14 protein-coding genes are annotated in these 17045 nt (G+C 41.5%); 10 read left to right on the top strand and 4 right to left on the bottom strand.

From position 1 onward, the window contains the following. The first annotated feature begins 36 nt into the window (after positions 1 to 36). The 3 genes from WA1_RS30585 (at position 37) to hisA (ending at position 1525) form a co-directional block, all read left to right on the top strand. Positions 37 to 387, top strand: a complete 351-nt coding sequence (locus WA1_RS30585; RefSeq protein WP_033334577.1) for a DUF2499 domain-containing protein — start codon at positions 37 to 39, stop codon at positions 385 to 387. Continuing rightward, positions 384 to 674 carry a DUF3593 domain-containing protein gene (locus WA1_RS30580; protein ID WP_017740503.1) on the top strand — a complete coding sequence of 97 codons (291 nt, stop codon included), beginning with the start codon at positions 384 to 386 and terminating at the stop codon, positions 672 to 674. Before WA1_RS30585 ends, WA1_RS30580 begins: the two co-directional genes overlap by 4 nt. 77 nt (positions 675 to 751) lie before the next feature. Then, positions 752 to 1525, top strand: coding sequence for a 1-(5-phosphoribosyl)-5-[(5-phosphoribosylamino)methylideneamino]imidazole-4-carboxamide isomerase (gene hisA, locus WA1_RS30575; RefSeq protein WP_017740504.1), 774 nt, complete (start codon positions 752 to 754; stop codon positions 1523 to 1525). Between the two features lie 785 nt (positions 1526 to 2310). Here the strand turns inward: hisA and WA1_RS30565 are convergent. Next, a complete protein-coding gene (locus WA1_RS30565) occupies positions 2311 to 3405 on the bottom strand; it encodes a coiled-coil domain-containing protein (protein WP_017740506.1) in 1095 nt (364 codons plus the stop codon). 92 nt (positions 3406 to 3497) lie between these two features. Next, entirely contained in the window at positions 3498 to 4472 is a 975-nt protein-coding gene (locus WA1_RS30560) for a coiled-coil domain-containing protein (RefSeq protein ID WP_017740507.1), read from the bottom strand. Between the two features lie 604 nt (positions 4473 to 5076). Here WA1_RS30560 and WA1_RS30555 point away from each other — a divergent pair. From WA1_RS30555 to WA1_RS30530, 6 genes are all read left to right on the top strand, one after another. Beyond that, positions 5077 to 5829 (top strand): response regulator transcription factor, encoded by a 753-nt coding sequence (locus WA1_RS30555; protein WP_017740508.1) that lies wholly within the window; start codon positions 5077 to 5079, stop codon positions 5827 to 5829. 260 nt (positions 5830 to 6089) lie between these two features. Next, positions 6090 to 7406: a sensor histidine kinase gene (locus WA1_RS30550; protein ID WP_017740509.1), complete on the top strand. Its 1317-nt coding sequence runs from the start codon at positions 6090 to 6092 to the stop codon at positions 7404 to 7406. A gap of 353 nt (positions 7407 to 7759) precedes the next feature. Then, positions 7760 to 8428, top strand: coding sequence for a phosphate signaling complex protein PhoU (gene phoU / locus WA1_RS30545; RefSeq protein WP_017740510.1), 669 nt, complete (start codon positions 7760 to 7762; stop codon positions 8426 to 8428). Between the two features lie 336 nt (positions 8429 to 8764). Next, positions 8765 to 11005 (top strand): PhoX family protein, encoded by a 2241-nt coding sequence (locus WA1_RS30540; RefSeq protein WP_017740511.1) that lies wholly within the window; start codon positions 8765 to 8767, stop codon positions 11003 to 11005. 303 nt (positions 11006 to 11308) lie between these two features. Continuing rightward, entirely contained in the window at positions 11309 to 11908 is a 600-nt protein-coding gene (locus tag WA1_RS30535) for a Crp/Fnr family transcriptional regulator (RefSeq protein WP_026134368.1), read from the top strand. A 147-nt stretch (positions 11909 to 12055) separates the two neighbouring features. Continuing rightward, positions 12056 to 13732 (top strand): iron uptake porin, encoded by a 1677-nt coding sequence (locus WA1_RS30530; RefSeq protein ID WP_026134369.1) that lies wholly within the window; start codon positions 12056 to 12058, stop codon positions 13730 to 13732. A gap of 89 nt (positions 13733 to 13821) precedes the next feature. Here WA1_RS30530 and WA1_RS30525 read toward each other — a convergent pair whose 3' ends face one another. Further along, complete coding sequence (locus WA1_RS30525) at positions 13822 to 14076, bottom strand: hypothetical protein (protein ID WP_017740514.1); 255 nt, start codon at positions 14074 to 14076, stop codon at positions 13822 to 13824. A 192-nt stretch (positions 14077 to 14268) separates the two neighbouring features. Between WA1_RS30525 and WA1_RS30520 the strand changes: the two genes are divergently transcribed. Continuing rightward, positions 14269 to 14865, top strand: a complete 597-nt coding sequence (locus tag WA1_RS30520; RefSeq protein ID WP_017740515.1) for a DUF3318 domain-containing protein — start codon at positions 14269 to 14271, stop codon at positions 14863 to 14865. Between the two features lie 95 nt (positions 14866 to 14960). Here the strand turns inward: WA1_RS30520 and WA1_RS30515 are convergent, their stop codons facing one another. After that, on the bottom strand, positions 14961 to 16748 hold the full coding sequence (locus tag WA1_RS30515; protein WP_017740516.1) for a glycosyltransferase family 39 protein: 1788 nt from the start codon (positions 16746 to 16748) through the stop codon (positions 14961 to 14963). Positions 16749 to 17045 lie beyond the last annotated feature (297 nt).

Here is a 17045-nt window from a genome sequence, read left to right as displayed (position 1 = left end):
ATTGAAAAGACCAATGACTATTGACTAATGACTCCTATGCATGCTCTTTCGATTCCGACTTGGATTATTCATATATCTAGCGTTATTGAGTGGATTGCCGCTATTTGGTTAATCTGGAAGTATGGGGAAGTAACAGGTAACCGTGTTTGGGGAGCATTATCCTTTGCAATGTTACCCGCACTGGTAAGCGCTATGTGTGCCTGTACCTGGCATTATTTTGACAACGCAAAATCTCTAGAATGGCTGGTCACTCTACAAGCTACCATGACCTTAGTAGGTAATTTTACGCTTTGGGCGGCAGCTTTTTGGATTTGGCGTTCCTATCAGGCTACCAAAACAACTCCCTACTCTCCACTCCCTAATCCCTACTCCTCAGAAAAGCAATGATTTCAAAAGAAACCCTTTTTGCCCTTTCCCTATTTCCATACTTGGGTTTCTTATGGTATCTCAGCCGCGTTCAACCAGTACCGCGTTTGGCACTGTATGGATTTTATGGCACTCTTGTTTTTGTTGCCGTTACCATCCCGGCGGGGATTTATGCTCAAGTACATTATGGTAATTCTCTCGCGAACGTCGATTGGCTGCATGGCAGCGCAGAACTTTTTTTGACGCTTTCTAATATCTTGATTGTGCTGGGTTTTCGCGAGGCTGTTATGAAAAACAGTGACCAGTGACCAGTGACCAAGTGACCAGTGACCAAGTGACCACTAACAACCAACAACTAACCACTAACCACTAACCACTAACCATTATGGAAATTATCCCAGCAATAGATTTATTAGAAGGTCGGTGTGTGCGACTATACCAAGGTGACTATTCACTTTCGCAAGTGTTTAACGAAAACCCTGTTGAAGTTGCCAAACAGTGGGTTGAGCAAGGTGCTACCAGGTTGCACGTTGTTGATTTAGATGGCGCAAAAACAGGTCAGTTGATCAACTTAGCAGCGATTGAGGCGATCGCCCAAGAAGTTTCCGTACCAATTCAAGTTGGCGGAGGAATTCGGGAACAATCTACCGCCGAACAGTTACTCAATTTAGGGATACAACGAGTCATCTTAGGAACCGTAGCTGTAGAACAGCCCCAACTCGTACAACAACTTTGTCAAGAGTTTCCCGGACAAATTGTTGTTGGTATCGATGCTCGTAACGGGCTAGTTGCAACTCGTGGTTGGCTGGAAACTTCTGAAGTTTCTGCCTCACAATTGGCTGTACAGATGCAAGAATTGGGAGCCGCCGCTATTATTTACACCGATATTCATCGGGATGGGACTCTTTCTGGACCCAATCTAGACGCATTGCGTGCGATCGCAGCTACTGTTACCATACCCATCATTGCTTCTGGTGGTGTTAGTTCCGTAACTGACTTGTTAAGTCTTTTGGCGTTAGAACCACAAGGAGTTACAGGCGTTATTGTTGGGCGTGCTTTGTATACTGGTGATATTTCTTTAAGAGAAGCATTACGTGCAGTAGGACAAGGACGTATTCAAGATATTCCGCCAAATATAGATTTTTCTACCTTTGCGTAAGAGAGTTCCAAGAAACAAATTATCCAATCTTGTGGGATGTTGCTCCTAGCCCATCCTATCAATGAGGCAGGCGAGACGCCCAACCCACAAGAACAAGTTGGATGTTTTTTAGTTTGGCAGTTCCCAATACCTATGTAAAGGTAGAACGTTTTTTCAGATTTTTCTACCAGATAGCAGATGGTTATTTTTTTATTTTCCGGAATGCGGATCGGCTATCCTGTATCTCAGTATGTCAGGAATAACAAACAACCTACTATGAAACGTCGGAAAATTCCTAATAATGGCAGACCAATTAGAACCGAATCTAGTGTATTCAGTTTTCAAAGCTTTAATATTCAAAAATTGCTAAAGATTATCAAAAAATTGTTAAATAAATTACGTTTTAAAAATTCTAAATAGTTTTCAAATTATAGAAATTTTAATTTAAGATTTCCAATTTTTCACTTAATGGGTTTCCTCTCCAATAGAGACGCACGAAGAAAGCGTCTCTATTTTTCTTTTTATTGATGCTACAGATAAACTTGTAAGTCTAATCCGGAATTAGTAGTCAGTCAAATGTAGATAAATATGTCAGTAACTCAACAGTTAAAAATATGACTACGCCAAAACAGGGTTCACAATCTAAGCAAATTAAACAAGCCCCAAGACCCAAAAAACCGAAGAAAACTGAGTCTGGTGCTAGTAAGTAAAGAATTTGTTAATTGTTGGTTGTTAGTAGTTAGTTGTTAGTTGTTGATAGTTTTAACCACTAACCACTATCTACTAACCACTAACCACTAACCAAGTTATTTATTCTTCACTTGACTTTTAGCTTGTTCTAAAGCAATTTCTTTAATAGCCTGGTAAGAATTGACATTTGCAGTTCCTTCAATAGCTTTAACAGCCAAATCCTGAACTTGTTTCAAAGCAGAGTCAAGTTGCTTGGAAAGATTTTGAATACGAGATTCCTGATTGCCAATAGTTTGCTCCAAAGATTGCAATCTCTGTTCGTAAAAGCGCTTTTGACCTTCCACTTCTTTGGCAAACATATCTGATTTTATCTTAGCTTGATAATGGGCAATACCTTTGCCTTCTTCTGTGGCTTTTTTAATCGCTGCTTCTTTTTCTTTAGGAAACGCTTCTACTTTAGCCTTAGATTCTTCAAACTGTTTTTCTTGCTCTGAAATTACCTTTTCTTGCTCAGCCCATTGTTTTTCTACTTCTTGTCGAGATTCATCCAATTCTTTATATAACGCTTTTTGTTGCTGTTCGTATTCTTCTGTTTCTAATTTACGTCGAAGATCTAGATCGTACTTGTACTCCGAGCCATCTCTTTGACGATTTTTATTAAGATTTTCATTTCTTTCTTTTATCAAGCGTTTGTGTTCTTCTTGCTCTTTTTCCCAAGCTTTTCTTTGCCCTTGGATTGCTTGCGATAATGTTTCGTATTGCTGATTGTACTCCTCTTGATAAGCTTTATAATTCTCTTCATAGGTTGTAATGAGCTTATCTAGAGTATCTTCTGATACTTCTAAACTGTGTAATTGTTTTAACTCTTGACTTTCAGTTTCCAATGATTGGCTGATTGCTTCTAGCTTAGATGCTCTTGTTGTCAGTTGTTCTGACAATTCACTAGCTGCACTGCCAAAACCCAACTGGATTTTTGCTAAGCTTTCAATTGTAGAATTCATTTTTTGCTGAACATTAGATGCTTGATTCATAACTATTGATTTTGTTTCTACTTTTGGATTATCTTTAGCAACAGAACTATTCGCGGAACTGGTGACTTTTTGTAATTGGTCAAGTTGAGATTTGAGTTCTACCTTTTCTTTTGCTAATTCTTCATAAGCTTGAAGAATTTCAGCTTTTGTATTCTTATCGTTTGGTTTTTTGGCTGGCACAATATATCTCCTCTATTGGTTAGTGCTTAAGTAGGGGCGCAATGCCTTGCGCCTGTACATGATTGGTAGGGGCGCGGGGCCTTGCGCCCCTACTATTTATTTCCAAAAGCTCGCATTGCTAAATCTTGAGCTTGTTTCAAGGCTGTTTGTAGTTGAGTAGAAATAGTTTCTATTTGCTCCAATTGCTTCTTAATAGCTTCCTCTAAAGACTGAATTTTTAATTCATAGTTTTGTTTTGAAGATCCCCATTCTTTTTCCAGCAAATCGGCTTCAATTTTTGCTTTCTGACTGGTGTCTTTAATAGCTTCTTCTCTAGCTTTTTTAATAGCTTCTTCTAATTCATTAGGAAAAGTAGCAACTTTCTTTTGATATTCGTCAAACAAAGGTTTATTTTTAGTAATTATTTTCTCTCGTTCTGCCCAATTTTTCTCTTTCTCTTCTGTTGTTTCTTGGATGTCTCTTTCTAGGGTACGTTTTTTCGCTTCATAGGAATTGTCATTAATTTTACGAGAGTTTTCTAACTTATACTGATATTCCTCTTCTTCTAATGTGCGTTCCTTCGTTAGTAAGTCATTGTATGCTTTTAGAGCTTCTTCATACTCCGCTTGCTCTTTTTGCCAATCTTTACGTCCATTGGCTACTTCTTTTTCTAGTGATTCTCTCTTATTTGCAACGTCTTGTTCTAGAATTTTTAATTTTTCTTGATGTTCTTTGGTAAGAATATCAAGAGTATCTGCTACAACTCTAATATGCTGAAGTTCTTGCAGGCTTTTGCTTTCAATCTCTATTGCCTGATTTAATTCATCTAATTTAGAAGTCTCTTTTGCTAACTTTTCAGATAAAGAATTGACAATGCTACCAAACTCTAATTGTAAATCTGCCAGTCCTTTAACAATATTGTCAACTGTATATGTAGAAACAGCTTCTAAAATTTGCGTATTTTTTACTTTTTCAGCTTCTTCTTGCTTAGTGGCTATTTTTGACTCTAACTTTTTCCTGTCTGTAAGAATTTGCTGAAATGTTTGCACGAGTTGTTGTTTGCTATCTTTTGATGCAGCTATTGTCATATTTCATCTCCTGAATTTACGTTTGTTACTTAAGTAGCAAGTCATACGAAGACATACCCAGTATTGAGTTCAGGGTAGCCTTGGAGTATGCTTTGCAAGTGCAGTGAAAATACTGAAATGATAAAACCCTGTCTGAGATGAGAAATTCCCAGCCGTATTTAGTACTATTGTACTAAAAATATACTCAAAGTGATATATTCTTGTCAAGCCTTTAACAGTGACCAGTGACCGGTGACCAGTGTGGAGGTCGTCTTAAAGTTGGTAAGGTTTAATTGATGATGTTCTACGTGTTAGGATGAGTGGGAAAGTTATCGGAATATATCAATCTATTAACTGTCTTAAGCAATTGTGAAGCTGATAAATTATTTTTAATAAGGAATTTGCGGAGAAAGGTTATTTGCTGCTTTTAGACTTTCTAAATAAAAGCAAAAGGCCAGCAAAAGAGTGAAAAACAATTTTTGCGTTAGTGTTACATTGGTTTATAATTGTAATTAAGTTATATATATTACAATTTGCAAAGTAAAACGCCAGCAATAGAGCGTAATTTTACTGGAAATGCATAATTGGATTGATACAGGCGCAACCACCCAATTCTGTGATATCAATGTTTACCAGCGAATCGACTAAGTATCCTCATACAGCAGAAATCGGACAAAGAAGCCGGATTTTAGTAGTGGAGGATGAGGAACTGATCCGGGAAATGCTTGTTCTTGCGTTGGAAGAACAAGGTTATGGGGTGTTCACTGCCTCTGATGGACGGTTGGCTGTAGAATATTTGAAAAATTGCGAGCCGAACTCGGGCGAGTTACCCTTCGATCTGGTTATTCTGGATTTGATGTTACCTCAGATCAATGGATTGGATATTTGTCGCTTACTTCGTTATCAGGGAAATCCAGTACCTATTTTGATGTTAAGCGCAAAAGGTAGTGAAACAGACCGCGTTCTTGGGTTGGAAGTAGGTGCAGATGATTACCTCACCAAACCTTTTAGTATGCGGGAGTTAGTTGCTCGGTGTCGGGCATTGCTACGTCGTCAACGTTTGAGTACTTTGCCTCAATTGCCTGTCCTACAATATAAGGATGTGACTTTGTATCCCCAAGAATGTCGCGTGCTTGTACGCGGTCACGAAGTTAATTTGTCTCCTAAGGAGTTCCGCTTGTTAGAACTGTTTATGAGCTATGCTCGCCGTGTCTGGTCGCGGGAACAGCTACTGGATCAAGTTTGGGGACCTGACTTTGTTGGGGATAGTAAAACTGTAGACGTTCACATTCGTTGGTTGCGCGAAAAGTTAGAGATAGATCCCAGCCGACCGGAATATATTGTGACGGTTAGAGGTTTCGGATATAGATTTGGTTGATTTATGGGGCTGCAAGATCTTGCCAGATCCCCAACTTCTTCAAGAAATTGGGGATCTACCCAACCTAATACCAATTTGAAAAAAGAATGCGACAGATAGTCGATTGAGAGTTAAGTCTAAGTAAGGCTTTCTCAATCCAAAATCTAAAATCCAAAATCCAAAATGGTATAACTTCTTGAAACAAAATTGACCATATACTAGTTTGTGGTTGATATATAGAGTTAGTTTGTTAGTTAACATCAGGCAACTAACGGCTAGCAATGCTTATATTGGGATTTTTAGTGGGTTTGGCTGTTGGCATTGGGTTTTGGTTGTGGCAACAGTTTCAACTGAATCACTACTTAGCACAGATTTTACAACCCCTAACCGTACCCTCATATAGGGTGGTGCTGCTTATTCCTAGCTTGCGGCACAAAATTAAACTGGTTAAGCAACAAAGGCAACAATTGCATCAGGTACTGCAAACCCAAAAAGATTTACTTGAGTTTGCACCAGTGGGGTATTTGCAGGTAGATGAGGAAAATCAGCTACTTTGGTGTAACGACCAAGCACAAAAAATGCTGTACCTACAAAGATGGCAACCGGGACAAGTACGCTTGCTGCTAGAGTTAGTCAGGTCTTACGAACTTGACCAGTTAATTGAGCAAACAAGGAATCGCCAACAGCCGCAAGTAAAAGAATGGGAGTTTCACCCTTCTTGTGAGGATGCAGCCGCAATTTCCGAAGTAAAGTCTTTGATGTTGCGAGGGACAAGCTTGCCTTTACCTAGAGGGCAAGTGGGTGTATTTATAGAAAATCAACAACCTTTGCTAGACTTAACTCAAGCACGGGAACGGGCTTTTTCTGACCTCGCTCACGAATTGAGAACACCTCTAACCTCAATTCGTTTGATTGTCGAAACTTTACAAGAGCGCGTAAAACCACCTCTAGACCGTTGGGTCAGTCGGCTTTTACAAGAGGTTGACAGATTAATTAACTTGGTGCAGTGTTGGCTAGAACTCACCCAGTTGGAAACTAACCCAAGTATCCAACTCCAGCGTCACCCAATGGAAGTGCGATCGCTCATTGCTTCTGCTTGGGAAACCCTAGAACCTTTAGCGCAGCGTCAGCAAATTCACATAGCATACTCCGGTCTAGAAAATGTTTGGATTAACGCCGATCGAACCCGACTTTATCAGGTATTTTTGAATTTGCTAGATAACAGTATTAAATACAGCCCCCCTAGCACAACTATTGAAGTTGAGGTTACAATAGTTCCTGGGAATGAGAATCTGGATGAGTCAGTATTAGAGATTAATATTATTGACTCGGGAACGGGGTTTTCTGAAGAGGATTTACCACGCGTTTTTGAAAGATTCTACAGGGGCGATCGCTCCCGTTCTCGTGTCACAATAACAGATAATCTTTCGGCATCAGTAATTATTGGTAGTGGCCTAGGTTTGGCAATTGTTCGACAAATAGTTCTTGCTCATGGTGGCTTGATAAAAGCTATGAACCATCCAAAAACAGGAGGAGCATGGCTGCAAGTTCACCTACCTGAAGTTGTGGCAAATTCCCAAAGTCAAGACTATAGTTAATAAAATATTCATGATTGAGAGGAGCACGTGAACTGGAGTAATCCAGAGTAATTCGGAGTAATTCGGTTACTGGCTCCACCATGACTCAACTTGAACTTGTTTCAAGTCGTCCGCTTAAGGGTCATGACGCGCGGGAGATTAGCCAGTCTCAAGCGTCGGACAAGGAACATGGCTGCGTCACACAGTGCAACACCGGAATCCATTGACAAGTCCTTAAGCAGTGTCGAGGCAAACTAAACCCCATAAGGGAGTGCTCAAATGAGCAACGTAGTCTGGGGTCGGTTAAGTCCGATTCACCCCAGATTACTCCAAATAATTCTGATTTTTGGCTACTTAATTACAAGACTACAAGTGTGAAAGTCCCCCTCCACAGTCCCAACCCTGAAAGACCTGAGCTGAGCCGTGAAATTCGGCGATTGGAGCGAGATGTATTGCGTATGGGGGCTTTGGTGGAACAATCATTTCGCCTGAGTCACCAAGCGCTATTCACTCGTAATCTAACCGTAGCTGAGGAACTTCCGACATTAGATGAACAAATTGATGCTTTTTATCGGCAAATTGAATCAGATTGTGCGGCAATAATGACCCAATTATCGCCCGCATCTCGAGACTTGCGTTGTTTGAGTGCTTTTATGCAGCTTGTGCGTGATTTAGAGCGCATAGGAGATTACGCTAAAGATTTGGCGGAAATTGCCATTAAAATTTTTCCTTACCCAACGCATCCTTCTTTACCAGAAATTGCCGATATGTCTCACCACGCTCAAGCTATGTTGGCAACGAGTTTGGTAGCATTGGCTGATTTGGACGATGTGGGTGGACGGTATATAAAGCGACTGGATGATGCTGTGGATAATGCTTATGAGCGACTCTATCAGACCCTAGCACATCAGAAGGACGTTCAAGGAGTTCTTGAGCCAATCCTACTGCTCGTCCTAGCAATCCGCTGTTTGGAACGAATGGCTGACCATGCAACTAACATTGGTCAACGCGTAGCTTACATTGTGACCGGTCAGCGACATTAAAAATAGGGAGTGGGGAGTAGGGAGTGGGGAGTGGGGGCTGCCTGCTGTTTCTTTTTTTTATACAAGTATTTATACTTTTAATTCCCTTCTCTTGATAGGTATCCCTAATTTGATTACAAATTATACATTGATATGGCAGAATTATTTTTATGATTATAATTACTTATAGGTAAGTTGAAAAAAAAACAGAATTAAATATTTTTTAAACATTTGTTAAACAGCATACATTTTATCAAAAGCTTACCTGTTCTTAAACTTACACCTTTACATTAAGCAGAAACAGCATAAAAGTTGTCTGCTATCTTACAGATGGCAATGGTGTAATTTATTAAGCAGATGAGTATCACACGTCGGGATTTCTTGCTGTTGTTGGGAGGAAGTGCAGGTACAGTTGTACTTAGTTCCCTGGGAGGATGCGACACAAAAGTTGCAGTGCAACCTACCACGCAAAATACAAAAGCAATATTCACATTTAACCCAATTAAAGGTCCGATTCCCCTAGAAACAGCTGGTATCCGACCAGAAAAACAAAAGCAGTGGTATAGCACCTATGAAGTACAAGATGATTTAATATTGCCAAAAGGATATGAGTACCAAATCATTGCTGCATGGGGTGATAAGGTAGGTGATTCTCGTTTCGGCTACAATAACGACTACTTATCGTTTGTGCAAACAGGGGACAACGAAGGGTATCTATCAATTAATTTTGAATATATCAGCGCCATACCTTGGATGCAAACATATCAGCAAGTGATTGGGAAATCATTGCCGTTTGATGAAGTGAAAACAGCATTGAAAGCGAGTAAATCTGGGAAAAACGAGGTGAATGCCTTTGGTTTACCAGAAAACGACCCAATCAAGGCTCAAATAAGAGAAATCAGTAAAGAAGCACTTCTGGATCAAGGATTGGGTATTATCTCAATTCGCAAAACAGCAGAGGGGAAGTGGGAACGCACGAACTCAAAGGCCGATAGACGAATTAGTGGTGTGTCAGGATTAGAAGATGGGCGGTATTTAAAAGCAACCGGACCCGCAGTCGCAGTATTTGTCAAAAAACAGGGATTGGGATATGTAGATAAGTTAGGCGATCGCATTATCGGTTCTTTCGCCAACTGTGCTGGTGGAACAACACCTTGGGGTACAGCCCTCAGTGCTGAGGAGAATTTCCAAGCTCAAGTTCCAGAACCAGTCTATGCTGATGGTACATCCTTTGAGCCAGAGAAGCGACCGTTTGCTTTAGGAGATGAGGAGCTGTTCGGACAGGGAAATGTTTTCGGTCTATCTGGAAATAAATATGGTTGGATTGTGGAAGTCGATCCAGCTAACCCCAATGACTACGGGACAAAACACACTTGGTTGGGGCGCTATCACCACGAAGCTGTGGGTGTACGAGTAGAAGCAGGAAAACCACTCGCATTTTACTCCGGTTGCGATCGCAGGGGAGGACATATTTACAAATTTGTCAGCCGCGACAACGTTAGCGATCCCAAAGATAAAGCTAATTCCCGATTGCTTGCACAGGGAATGCTTTACGCTGCAAAATTTAATGCTGATGGTACGGGTCGCTGGATTCCTCTCAAAGCTGATACACTCATCGATCCCGATCTTCCCAGTACGATCGCAGGAAACCTCATTCGCTTACCAAAAGGTCCTGCAAAGGAAGCAGAAGCCGTGCGAGGCTTCCAGAGACTTCCACCGCGTGTTGAAGGTGGAGATTTTGCAGCCAGTCAAGACGAGCAAATTGCTCAATACAAAAAACGGTTCAAACAACTGGGAGATCTCTATGTAGGGACTCCAGAGGAGAAACAAGGCGCTATCTTAATTGATGCTCACTATGCAGCTAATGCTGCTGGTGCAACATGCACGGCGCGTCCTGAAGATACGGAAATAGCGCTCAATGGTGACCTTTATATTAGTTTTACTTCTGGCTCACCCGATGATGAAGGGGGTCCGGATACCAACGTCTTTAAAGGTCCCAAAGGTGAAACTCCCTATGAGTACGGCTGGGTTATGCGCCTGCAAGAAAATGGTGGCGATCCCGCAGCCATGAACTTTCGTTGGACAACGCTAGCAACAGGTGGTGAACCATCCGCAGGCGGTATGGGTTTTGCCAATCCAGACAATTTGTTATTAGATGACGATGGTAGTGTCTGGATGGTAACAGATATGTCTACTAGCAAGATGAATAAAACAGTAGAAACACGCACTAAAGATGGAAAACCAGCCAACGTTTCTGGTTTGTTTGGGAACAATGCCTTGTGGCATATTCCTACAAGTGGAGAAAATGCAGGTAGGGCTTTCTTATTTGCGATCGGACCGATGGAGTGTGAAACAACAGGACCCTGTTTTTCTAGGGACAGGGAAACGATGTTTCTTGCCGTGCAGCATCCAGGAGAAGCTAATGGAGTTCGGAAAAACCAACAATCAGAGACGAGAAAGTTTCTTCTAACTACAACCACAGGTGAAGAATTTATACAATCTCGCCAAGTTCCCATTGGGTCAAATTGGCCCAGTAAAACTCCTGACGCTCCTCCTAAACCGGCAGTAGTGGCTATTTCAAGGTCACGAGTTGTTTAATTGTGCGATCGGCAGTAGACTAACTTTATCTACTGCTGGTTCTATTTTTCTTTAAAAAAGAAAAATATTGACTGCATACACGGCTTGCTACCCCCATCTACTTATCTTAACAAATATTTGCAAAGAAAATACCATAAAGCATAAAGCTTGCAAGCCCTTCACCAGAAAAACCCACAGCTAGGCAATAAAAATATTTCTTTTCCCATGCCCAATGCCCAATACCCAATGCCCTATTTTTCAGGGTATTTCTAATGGCTCTTCGCTTAGTTAAATTATCCTACTCTACTAAATCACCCCACGAGCATGATGTATTCCACAAGTCACACGCCAAACAGTATTCAGCCGCCTAGCCCCACCTCCAAAGGTCAGCTACCGCAACGCTTGTTCACGCGGCGTGAAATTATTCCAGCACGTAATGACGTTCTGTGGCGAATTGAGCGAGGGGCAGTTCGCACATTAACCTGGAGTGAAGATGGCACATTTATCACTTTAGGTTACTGGGGAAGTGGGGAGCTTGTTGGTCATCCTTTATCTAGAGTTAAACCGTATCAGATAGAATGTTTGACTAGTGTAGAAGCAAGCATTGTTCCACCTCATTTATGGAATCAAGATATTAACGCTTTGCTCTCTCACATTCAACAAGCAGAAGAGCTTTTAAGTATAGTACATCGCAAACCCATTTCTTTACGCTTGTGGCAATTCCTTGTTTGGCTAAGTGAAAAATTTGGTCGCGACGTAGAACAAGGTAAGTTAATAGAACTCAACGTGACCCATCAAGAGATGGCAGAAGTATTAAATACAACAAGAGTAACAGTTACGCGGCTTCTTCAGCAGTTTGAAGAAGAAGGAACTCTGTTACGTCACAAGCGCCGCGTGATTTTGCATTTTCAAGATAAGAAATAAATATATCAAAGTGGTGTTCCAGCAACTTCTAATCACCACGAACATCTGGTACAATTCTGACTGAATATCGGTAGTAAATTCCCAGAATTTTATCTTGTCGGGAATTATATGACGGTTGAGTTAGTAGGTGTGAGTGAGACAAAAACTATGACAAAACTATCCTGGAAAGTTCTGAAGTTAAGCCCGGTTGTTCTTGCTGCAACATTTTTCACAGCCAACAGTGCCATAGCCGGAGAAGTTACCGATAAAGTAACTTCTGTAGCTCAATTAGAACAACAAAACGAAAGTCTAGGTCAGGTTACATCCGTTTCTCAATTTTCTGACGTACAACCTACTGACTGGGCATTCCAAGCATTGCAATCCTTGGTTGAGCGTTACGGTTGTATTGCAGGTTACCCCAATGGAACCTATCGCGGTAACCGTGCTATGACCCGTTATGAGTTTGCCGCAGGTTTAAATGCTTGTTTAGACAGAGTTAACGAACTGATTGCAACAGCCACTGCTGACTTGGTTCGGAAAGAAGACCTGGCTACTTTACAGCGCTTGCAAGAAGAATTTTCTGCTGAATTAGCTACTTTGCGCGGTCGTGTAGATGCTCTAGAAGCTCGCACCGCCGAACTAGAAGCCAATCAATTCTCTACCACCACCAAACTGGTTGGGGAAGCCATCTTCAACTTATCTGAAGTTTTTGGGGATGAGAGAGCAGTTTCCTCTGGTGTTACAGACCCAGATAGTGATGCCAACGCAGCCAACAATGCCGATGATGATTTAGAGCCAAACCCAATTTTTGCCGATCGCGTTCGTCTCAGATTAAACACCAGTTTCACTGGAAACGACCTGTTAGTCACCCGCTTGCAAGCACGGAACATTACCCCATACGGTACCGCCGTCACGGGTACTAACATGACTCGTCTGTCTTTTGATGACAATAATAACAATGATATCGAGCTAGATAAACTCAACTACACCTTCAATCTGGGTGAGATATTGCGCGTCAAGATTGATGCTAACAGTGGTGAGTTATACGACAACATTAATAACTTTAACCCCGATCTTGCGAGTGATGCAAGAGGTGCGATTGGTCGTTACGGTCGCTTTAGCCCGATCTATCGTCAAGGTCAAGGTGGTGCAGGTGCAACCATCACAGTTAATCCAAGAGGACCTATCTCCTTGTCAGCATCTTATCTCGGAGGAGGCTCATCAGGAGGAGCAAGCAATCCAGGCTTAGGTAGAGGTATTTTTAATGGCTCATACACAGCTCTCGGTCAGCTATCGTTCCAACCCAGTCAAGCATTGAGCGTTGGTTTGACCTACGCCCGCACTTACCAAAATAGTGAGAACGGGATCAATCTGTTCTCATCCACAGGAAGTGTCTATGCAAACCAACCCTTCGGTAATAACGTTGCACTCACCTCTAACCACTACGGTGTACAAGCTGCTTTTAGATTGGGTAAGAACATAACCATCGGTGGATGGTATGGTTATAGTGAAGCAGAAGCCAAGAGCGGTCTTCGTGAAGGTGATGAAGCAGACTTTAATTACTGGGCTGCTACCCTAGCTTTCAAAGATTTTGGTAGAGAAGGTAACTTATTGGGCATTATCTTCGGTCAACCACCCAAAGTATCTGACAACGATTTTGTTCAGACAAATGGTGTTCGTCGTGAAGATGAGGATACATCATATCATTTAGAAGCGTTGTACAGACTACAACTCTCTAACAACATTTCCATTACTCCTGGTGTACTGGTTATCTTTAACCCAGAACACAACAACGACAACGATACAATTTATGTAGGTACATTGCGTACTACCTTTACTTTCTAAAACTTATCCTCAGCAAAGACTGACTCTTAGTGAGTCAGGGAAAAGTTAGTAGGGGCGCAAGGCATTGCGCCCCTACTTTTTTTATTTAGTTAGTAGCTACCATTCTCTGACGATAAATCACTTGGAGGGCGATCGCTACTCCAAGCCCACCAAACAGAACCACAGTAGCACTGGTAAAACTCCTGCCATTTGCGTCGATTTTGTTCGGTTAAGACAGGCGCTCGACGGTTTATCCAAACTTGTACAGCTTCCAAACTACTTGAGCGACATTTGGGGCAGCAAAATTCATAAGCATGAGTTGCCTGATTTGTCCAATTGGGAGGAATAGGAGTAAAAGCGTCCATAATTATTAGTATTAGTCAATACTTGTAGAGACGTGCCATGACACGCCTAAAATATTAGCCATCAGTTTTTCAGTAAAAATGACTATCAAGAGTGTTTTGGCTCGTACTTCCCTATTATGTAAAGAAATAATGTAATCTTACCTTATATTAAAAGCTTCATTTGAGGTGAAAGCTGGTAGCGGATAGCTTAAGATGGAACCAAATGTTGAAATACGCCGTTTAATAGATATCATGCCTGCTTCTGGGCGGATGCTAACAAAAATTGTAAGCAAGCCAGAACAGCAAAAGGTGATAGACGCTTCCTTACCATTGCCTTGGAATCAAGACAGACCAATACACATTAACTTCGATTTATGGCGTCGCTTGACAAAACCACAACGTGACTTGTTACTGTTGCGAACAGTGAGTTGGTTAATAGGAGTCAAATGGTTTAAGCCCGATATTTATCAAGGTATAGCCGTAGCCGGTCTTTTGGGAGGATTTGTAGAATCAGCCCAAGCAGATGCAGTCGGTGTAGTTGTAGCTTGTGGATTAACTGGGCTGGCGCTGCTTCGCATATGGCGAGTGAATCGTTCTCAAGAATCTGAGATTAGTGCTGATGAAGCCGCTATTCGCATAGCAGCGCGACGGGGTTACTCGGAAGCCGAAGCAGCCGAGCATTTGTTATCTGCAATTGAGGCTGTAGCCAAAATTGAAGGACGTACCGGGCTAGACTTTATCGAATTGCTCCGCAGTCAAAACTTACGAGTCATAGCTGGATTATCCCCTGTGGGAATTCCAAAAGAGTAAAATTGGTTAGTTGTTAGTTGTTGGTTGTTAGTTGTTAATATCTATTAACCACTGTAGGGGCGCGGCGGCCTTGCGCCCCTACTAACCACTATCTACTAACAATGATAAAGTTTGTATTCGTAGCCATTAATTGTTGGCAAAGATCGACTGTCAACAGCACAATTTTTTACTTCTTCTGGTAGCGGTGCATAAAAATTCACCAACCATAAATCTAATGGTCGCGATAGTACCTTTAAAGTATTTTGTAGAGCATTGGTAGAAGTTTTTGGCTCTTCATCTTGATGTGCTAGCAAAAACAGTGGATTTGTCAGATCTGAATTTTGAACTTTGAATTTTAAACTTTGAATTTTAAACTCCCTTGCTACTCCCATCATCTCCCCAATATGCACGTGAGTTTTTTGAGTCGTCGCAATTAATATGGGTAGGCGAGAAGTTTGTTGGATCATTTGTACAAATAAATCAGGGCGATAGTACTTTTGGTAACCGAGATTGGAAGTTACAGCGATCGCGCTTACCAATCCCATCACCAAAACGATCGCTACGGCTTGTTTTCCACTGACTCCCCATCTCACTTTTTCTTGAGGGGGAGTACGCCAACACACTGCAAGACTTGCTCCAAGTAAAACTATCACCGCCGGAAAGTAGACAAAGTTATAACGAGCACCTCGTGTTAAATCAATACCAAAAAAATAGGTAATTATGAAAAATAAAGCGATCGCTCCAACAACAAACACTGTAAAAACCTGTGTCGTCGGAGAGTTTTGTGGTTGTTTGAGTTGAAACTTTAAACCATCAAGCAAAATCGGTACAACCCAAACAAAGAAAATCAGCATGATAATCCCAGAGATAATTATTACAACAAGATTTGCCGCTTCCACGGGTAACAAACAAATCATGGTAATCCATGCAGCTAAAGTTTGAAATATAGGATTTATCCAAGCCATTCCATGTTGCGGGCTTTGAATCCACTCAGTTAATTTATTACCATAGCTATTCTGTAAAAACACGGGCAACCAAACCAAGCCTGAAACAAATGTACCAGCAGCAACAACATAAATTCGGAACCAAGTTTTAAGAGGGGGTGAGGGGGTGAGGAGGTGAGGGGGTAGAATTCTTCCCATCTCCCCATCTCCCCATCTCCCCATCTCCCCATCTCTTTGTCTCCACTGCTGCAAAGCCAGGAAAAGTAAGACAAAAGCTTCAGCACAAAGAGTCAGTGTAAAAAAGTAATGGGAGGCAATACCCAAAGCATTAATTCCTGTCCAAGCAAAAGCAATCCATACGGGTATCTGAGTGCGATCTTTAATATGTCGTGTTGCAGTAACCAGGCAGGCGAGAGAAGCAATAACCCATAAAATTACTAAAGTATAATGACGGGCTTCCTGTGCCAGAAAAATGGCATAGGGAGAGGTAGCCGCGATCGCTGTAGCTAGATGACTCACTAAACGGGAACGAAAAGCAAGCCGAGATAAGGCATAAATTGCAGGGACAGACAATGCACCCAAAAAAGCAGCAAGCGAGCGTGCTCCCCACAGAGAAACCAAACCGTCTTGAGTGGGAAATAATTTTGTCCAGTAGTGAGTCAGGATAAAGTAAAGCGGTGGATGATTGCTTTCGCTCAATAAGTGCGTCAGTACATCTTTGACCCCTACACCAAGCTGGGGTTGCAGCGATCGCAACAAGATATCGGTAGGAATCGGTTGATCTAAAGGGACTGGTAAAAAACTATTACCCAAGCTGAATACTAAAGTAGAAAATTCATCAGTCCAAGGAGGTTTGGCAGTCAAGTTCATTAGGCGCAAGCCAAGACCAATGACTAGCCAAACCAACAATAGTGGTAGAGTTTTGAGTTTTGAGTTTTGAGTTTTGAATCTTAAATACATAAATCATTTGCGATCTGCTCATAACTTATAACTCACAACCCATAGCACTTTGTTCCTGTACCAATCCGTTATGCAGTTCATATTATGTCACCACTCCACTTAAAAATAGTTTGTTCTTTATGTTACTTATAACCTCCGGTTGTCTTTCTAGCATACTTCTCTTGCAATGCCATGTCAGACTGTCAATATATGAGTTGCGTTTGCCCTGATATAACCTTTTATCTATGAAAACAATTTAATATTTATTTAATATTAAGGCTTGTGAATAAACAACATTGACGTATTAAGCTGTAAGCT

The organism is Scytonema hofmannii PCC 7110 (assembly GCF_000346485.2).
GTDB classification, from domain to species: Bacteria; Cyanobacteriota; Cyanobacteriia; order Cyanobacteriales; family Nostocaceae; genus Scytonema; species Scytonema hofmannii.
Note: the sequence above shows the minus strand (reverse complement) of the source record. Positions and strands in the feature narration are given on the sequence as shown.

Coding starts and splice junctions, on each gene's coding strand:
- WA1_RS30520 (WP_017740515.1), top strand. CDS start 14,269: ATGGAACCAAATGTTGAAATACGCCGTTTAATAGATATCATGCCTGCT.
- WA1_RS30535 (WP_026134368.1), top strand. CDS start 11,309: ATGATGTATTCCACAAGTCACACGCCAAACAGTATTCAGCCGCCTAGC.
- WA1_RS30560 (WP_017740507.1), bottom strand. CDS start 4,472: ATGACAATAGCTGCATCAAAAGATAGCAAACAACAACTCGTGCAAACA.
- WA1_RS30515 (WP_017740516.1), bottom strand. CDS start 16,748: ATGTATTTAAGATTCAAAACTCAAAACTCAAAACTCAAAACTCTACCA.
- WA1_RS30550 (WP_017740509.1), top strand. CDS start 6,090: ATGCTTATATTGGGATTTTTAGTGGGTTTGGCTGTTGGCATTGGGTTT.
- WA1_RS30530 (WP_026134369.1), top strand. CDS start 12,056: ATGACAAAACTATCCTGGAAAGTTCTGAAGTTAAGCCCGGTTGTTCTT.
- WA1_RS30555 (WP_017740508.1), top strand. CDS start 5,077: ATGTTTACCAGCGAATCGACTAAGTATCCTCATACAGCAGAAATCGGA.
- hisA (WP_017740504.1), top strand. CDS start 752: ATGGAAATTATCCCAGCAATAGATTTATTAGAAGGTCGGTGTGTGCGA.
- WA1_RS30585 (WP_033334577.1), top strand. CDS start 37: ATGCATGCTCTTTCGATTCCGACTTGGATTATTCATATATCTAGCGTT.
- WA1_RS30580 (WP_017740503.1), top strand. CDS start 384: ATGATTTCAAAAGAAACCCTTTTTGCCCTTTCCCTATTTCCATACTTG.
- WA1_RS30540 (WP_017740511.1), top strand. CDS start 8,765: ATGAGTATCACACGTCGGGATTTCTTGCTGTTGTTGGGAGGAAGTGCA.
- WA1_RS30525 (WP_017740514.1), bottom strand. CDS start 14,076: ATGGACGCTTTTACTCCTATTCCTCCCAATTGGACAAATCAGGCAACT.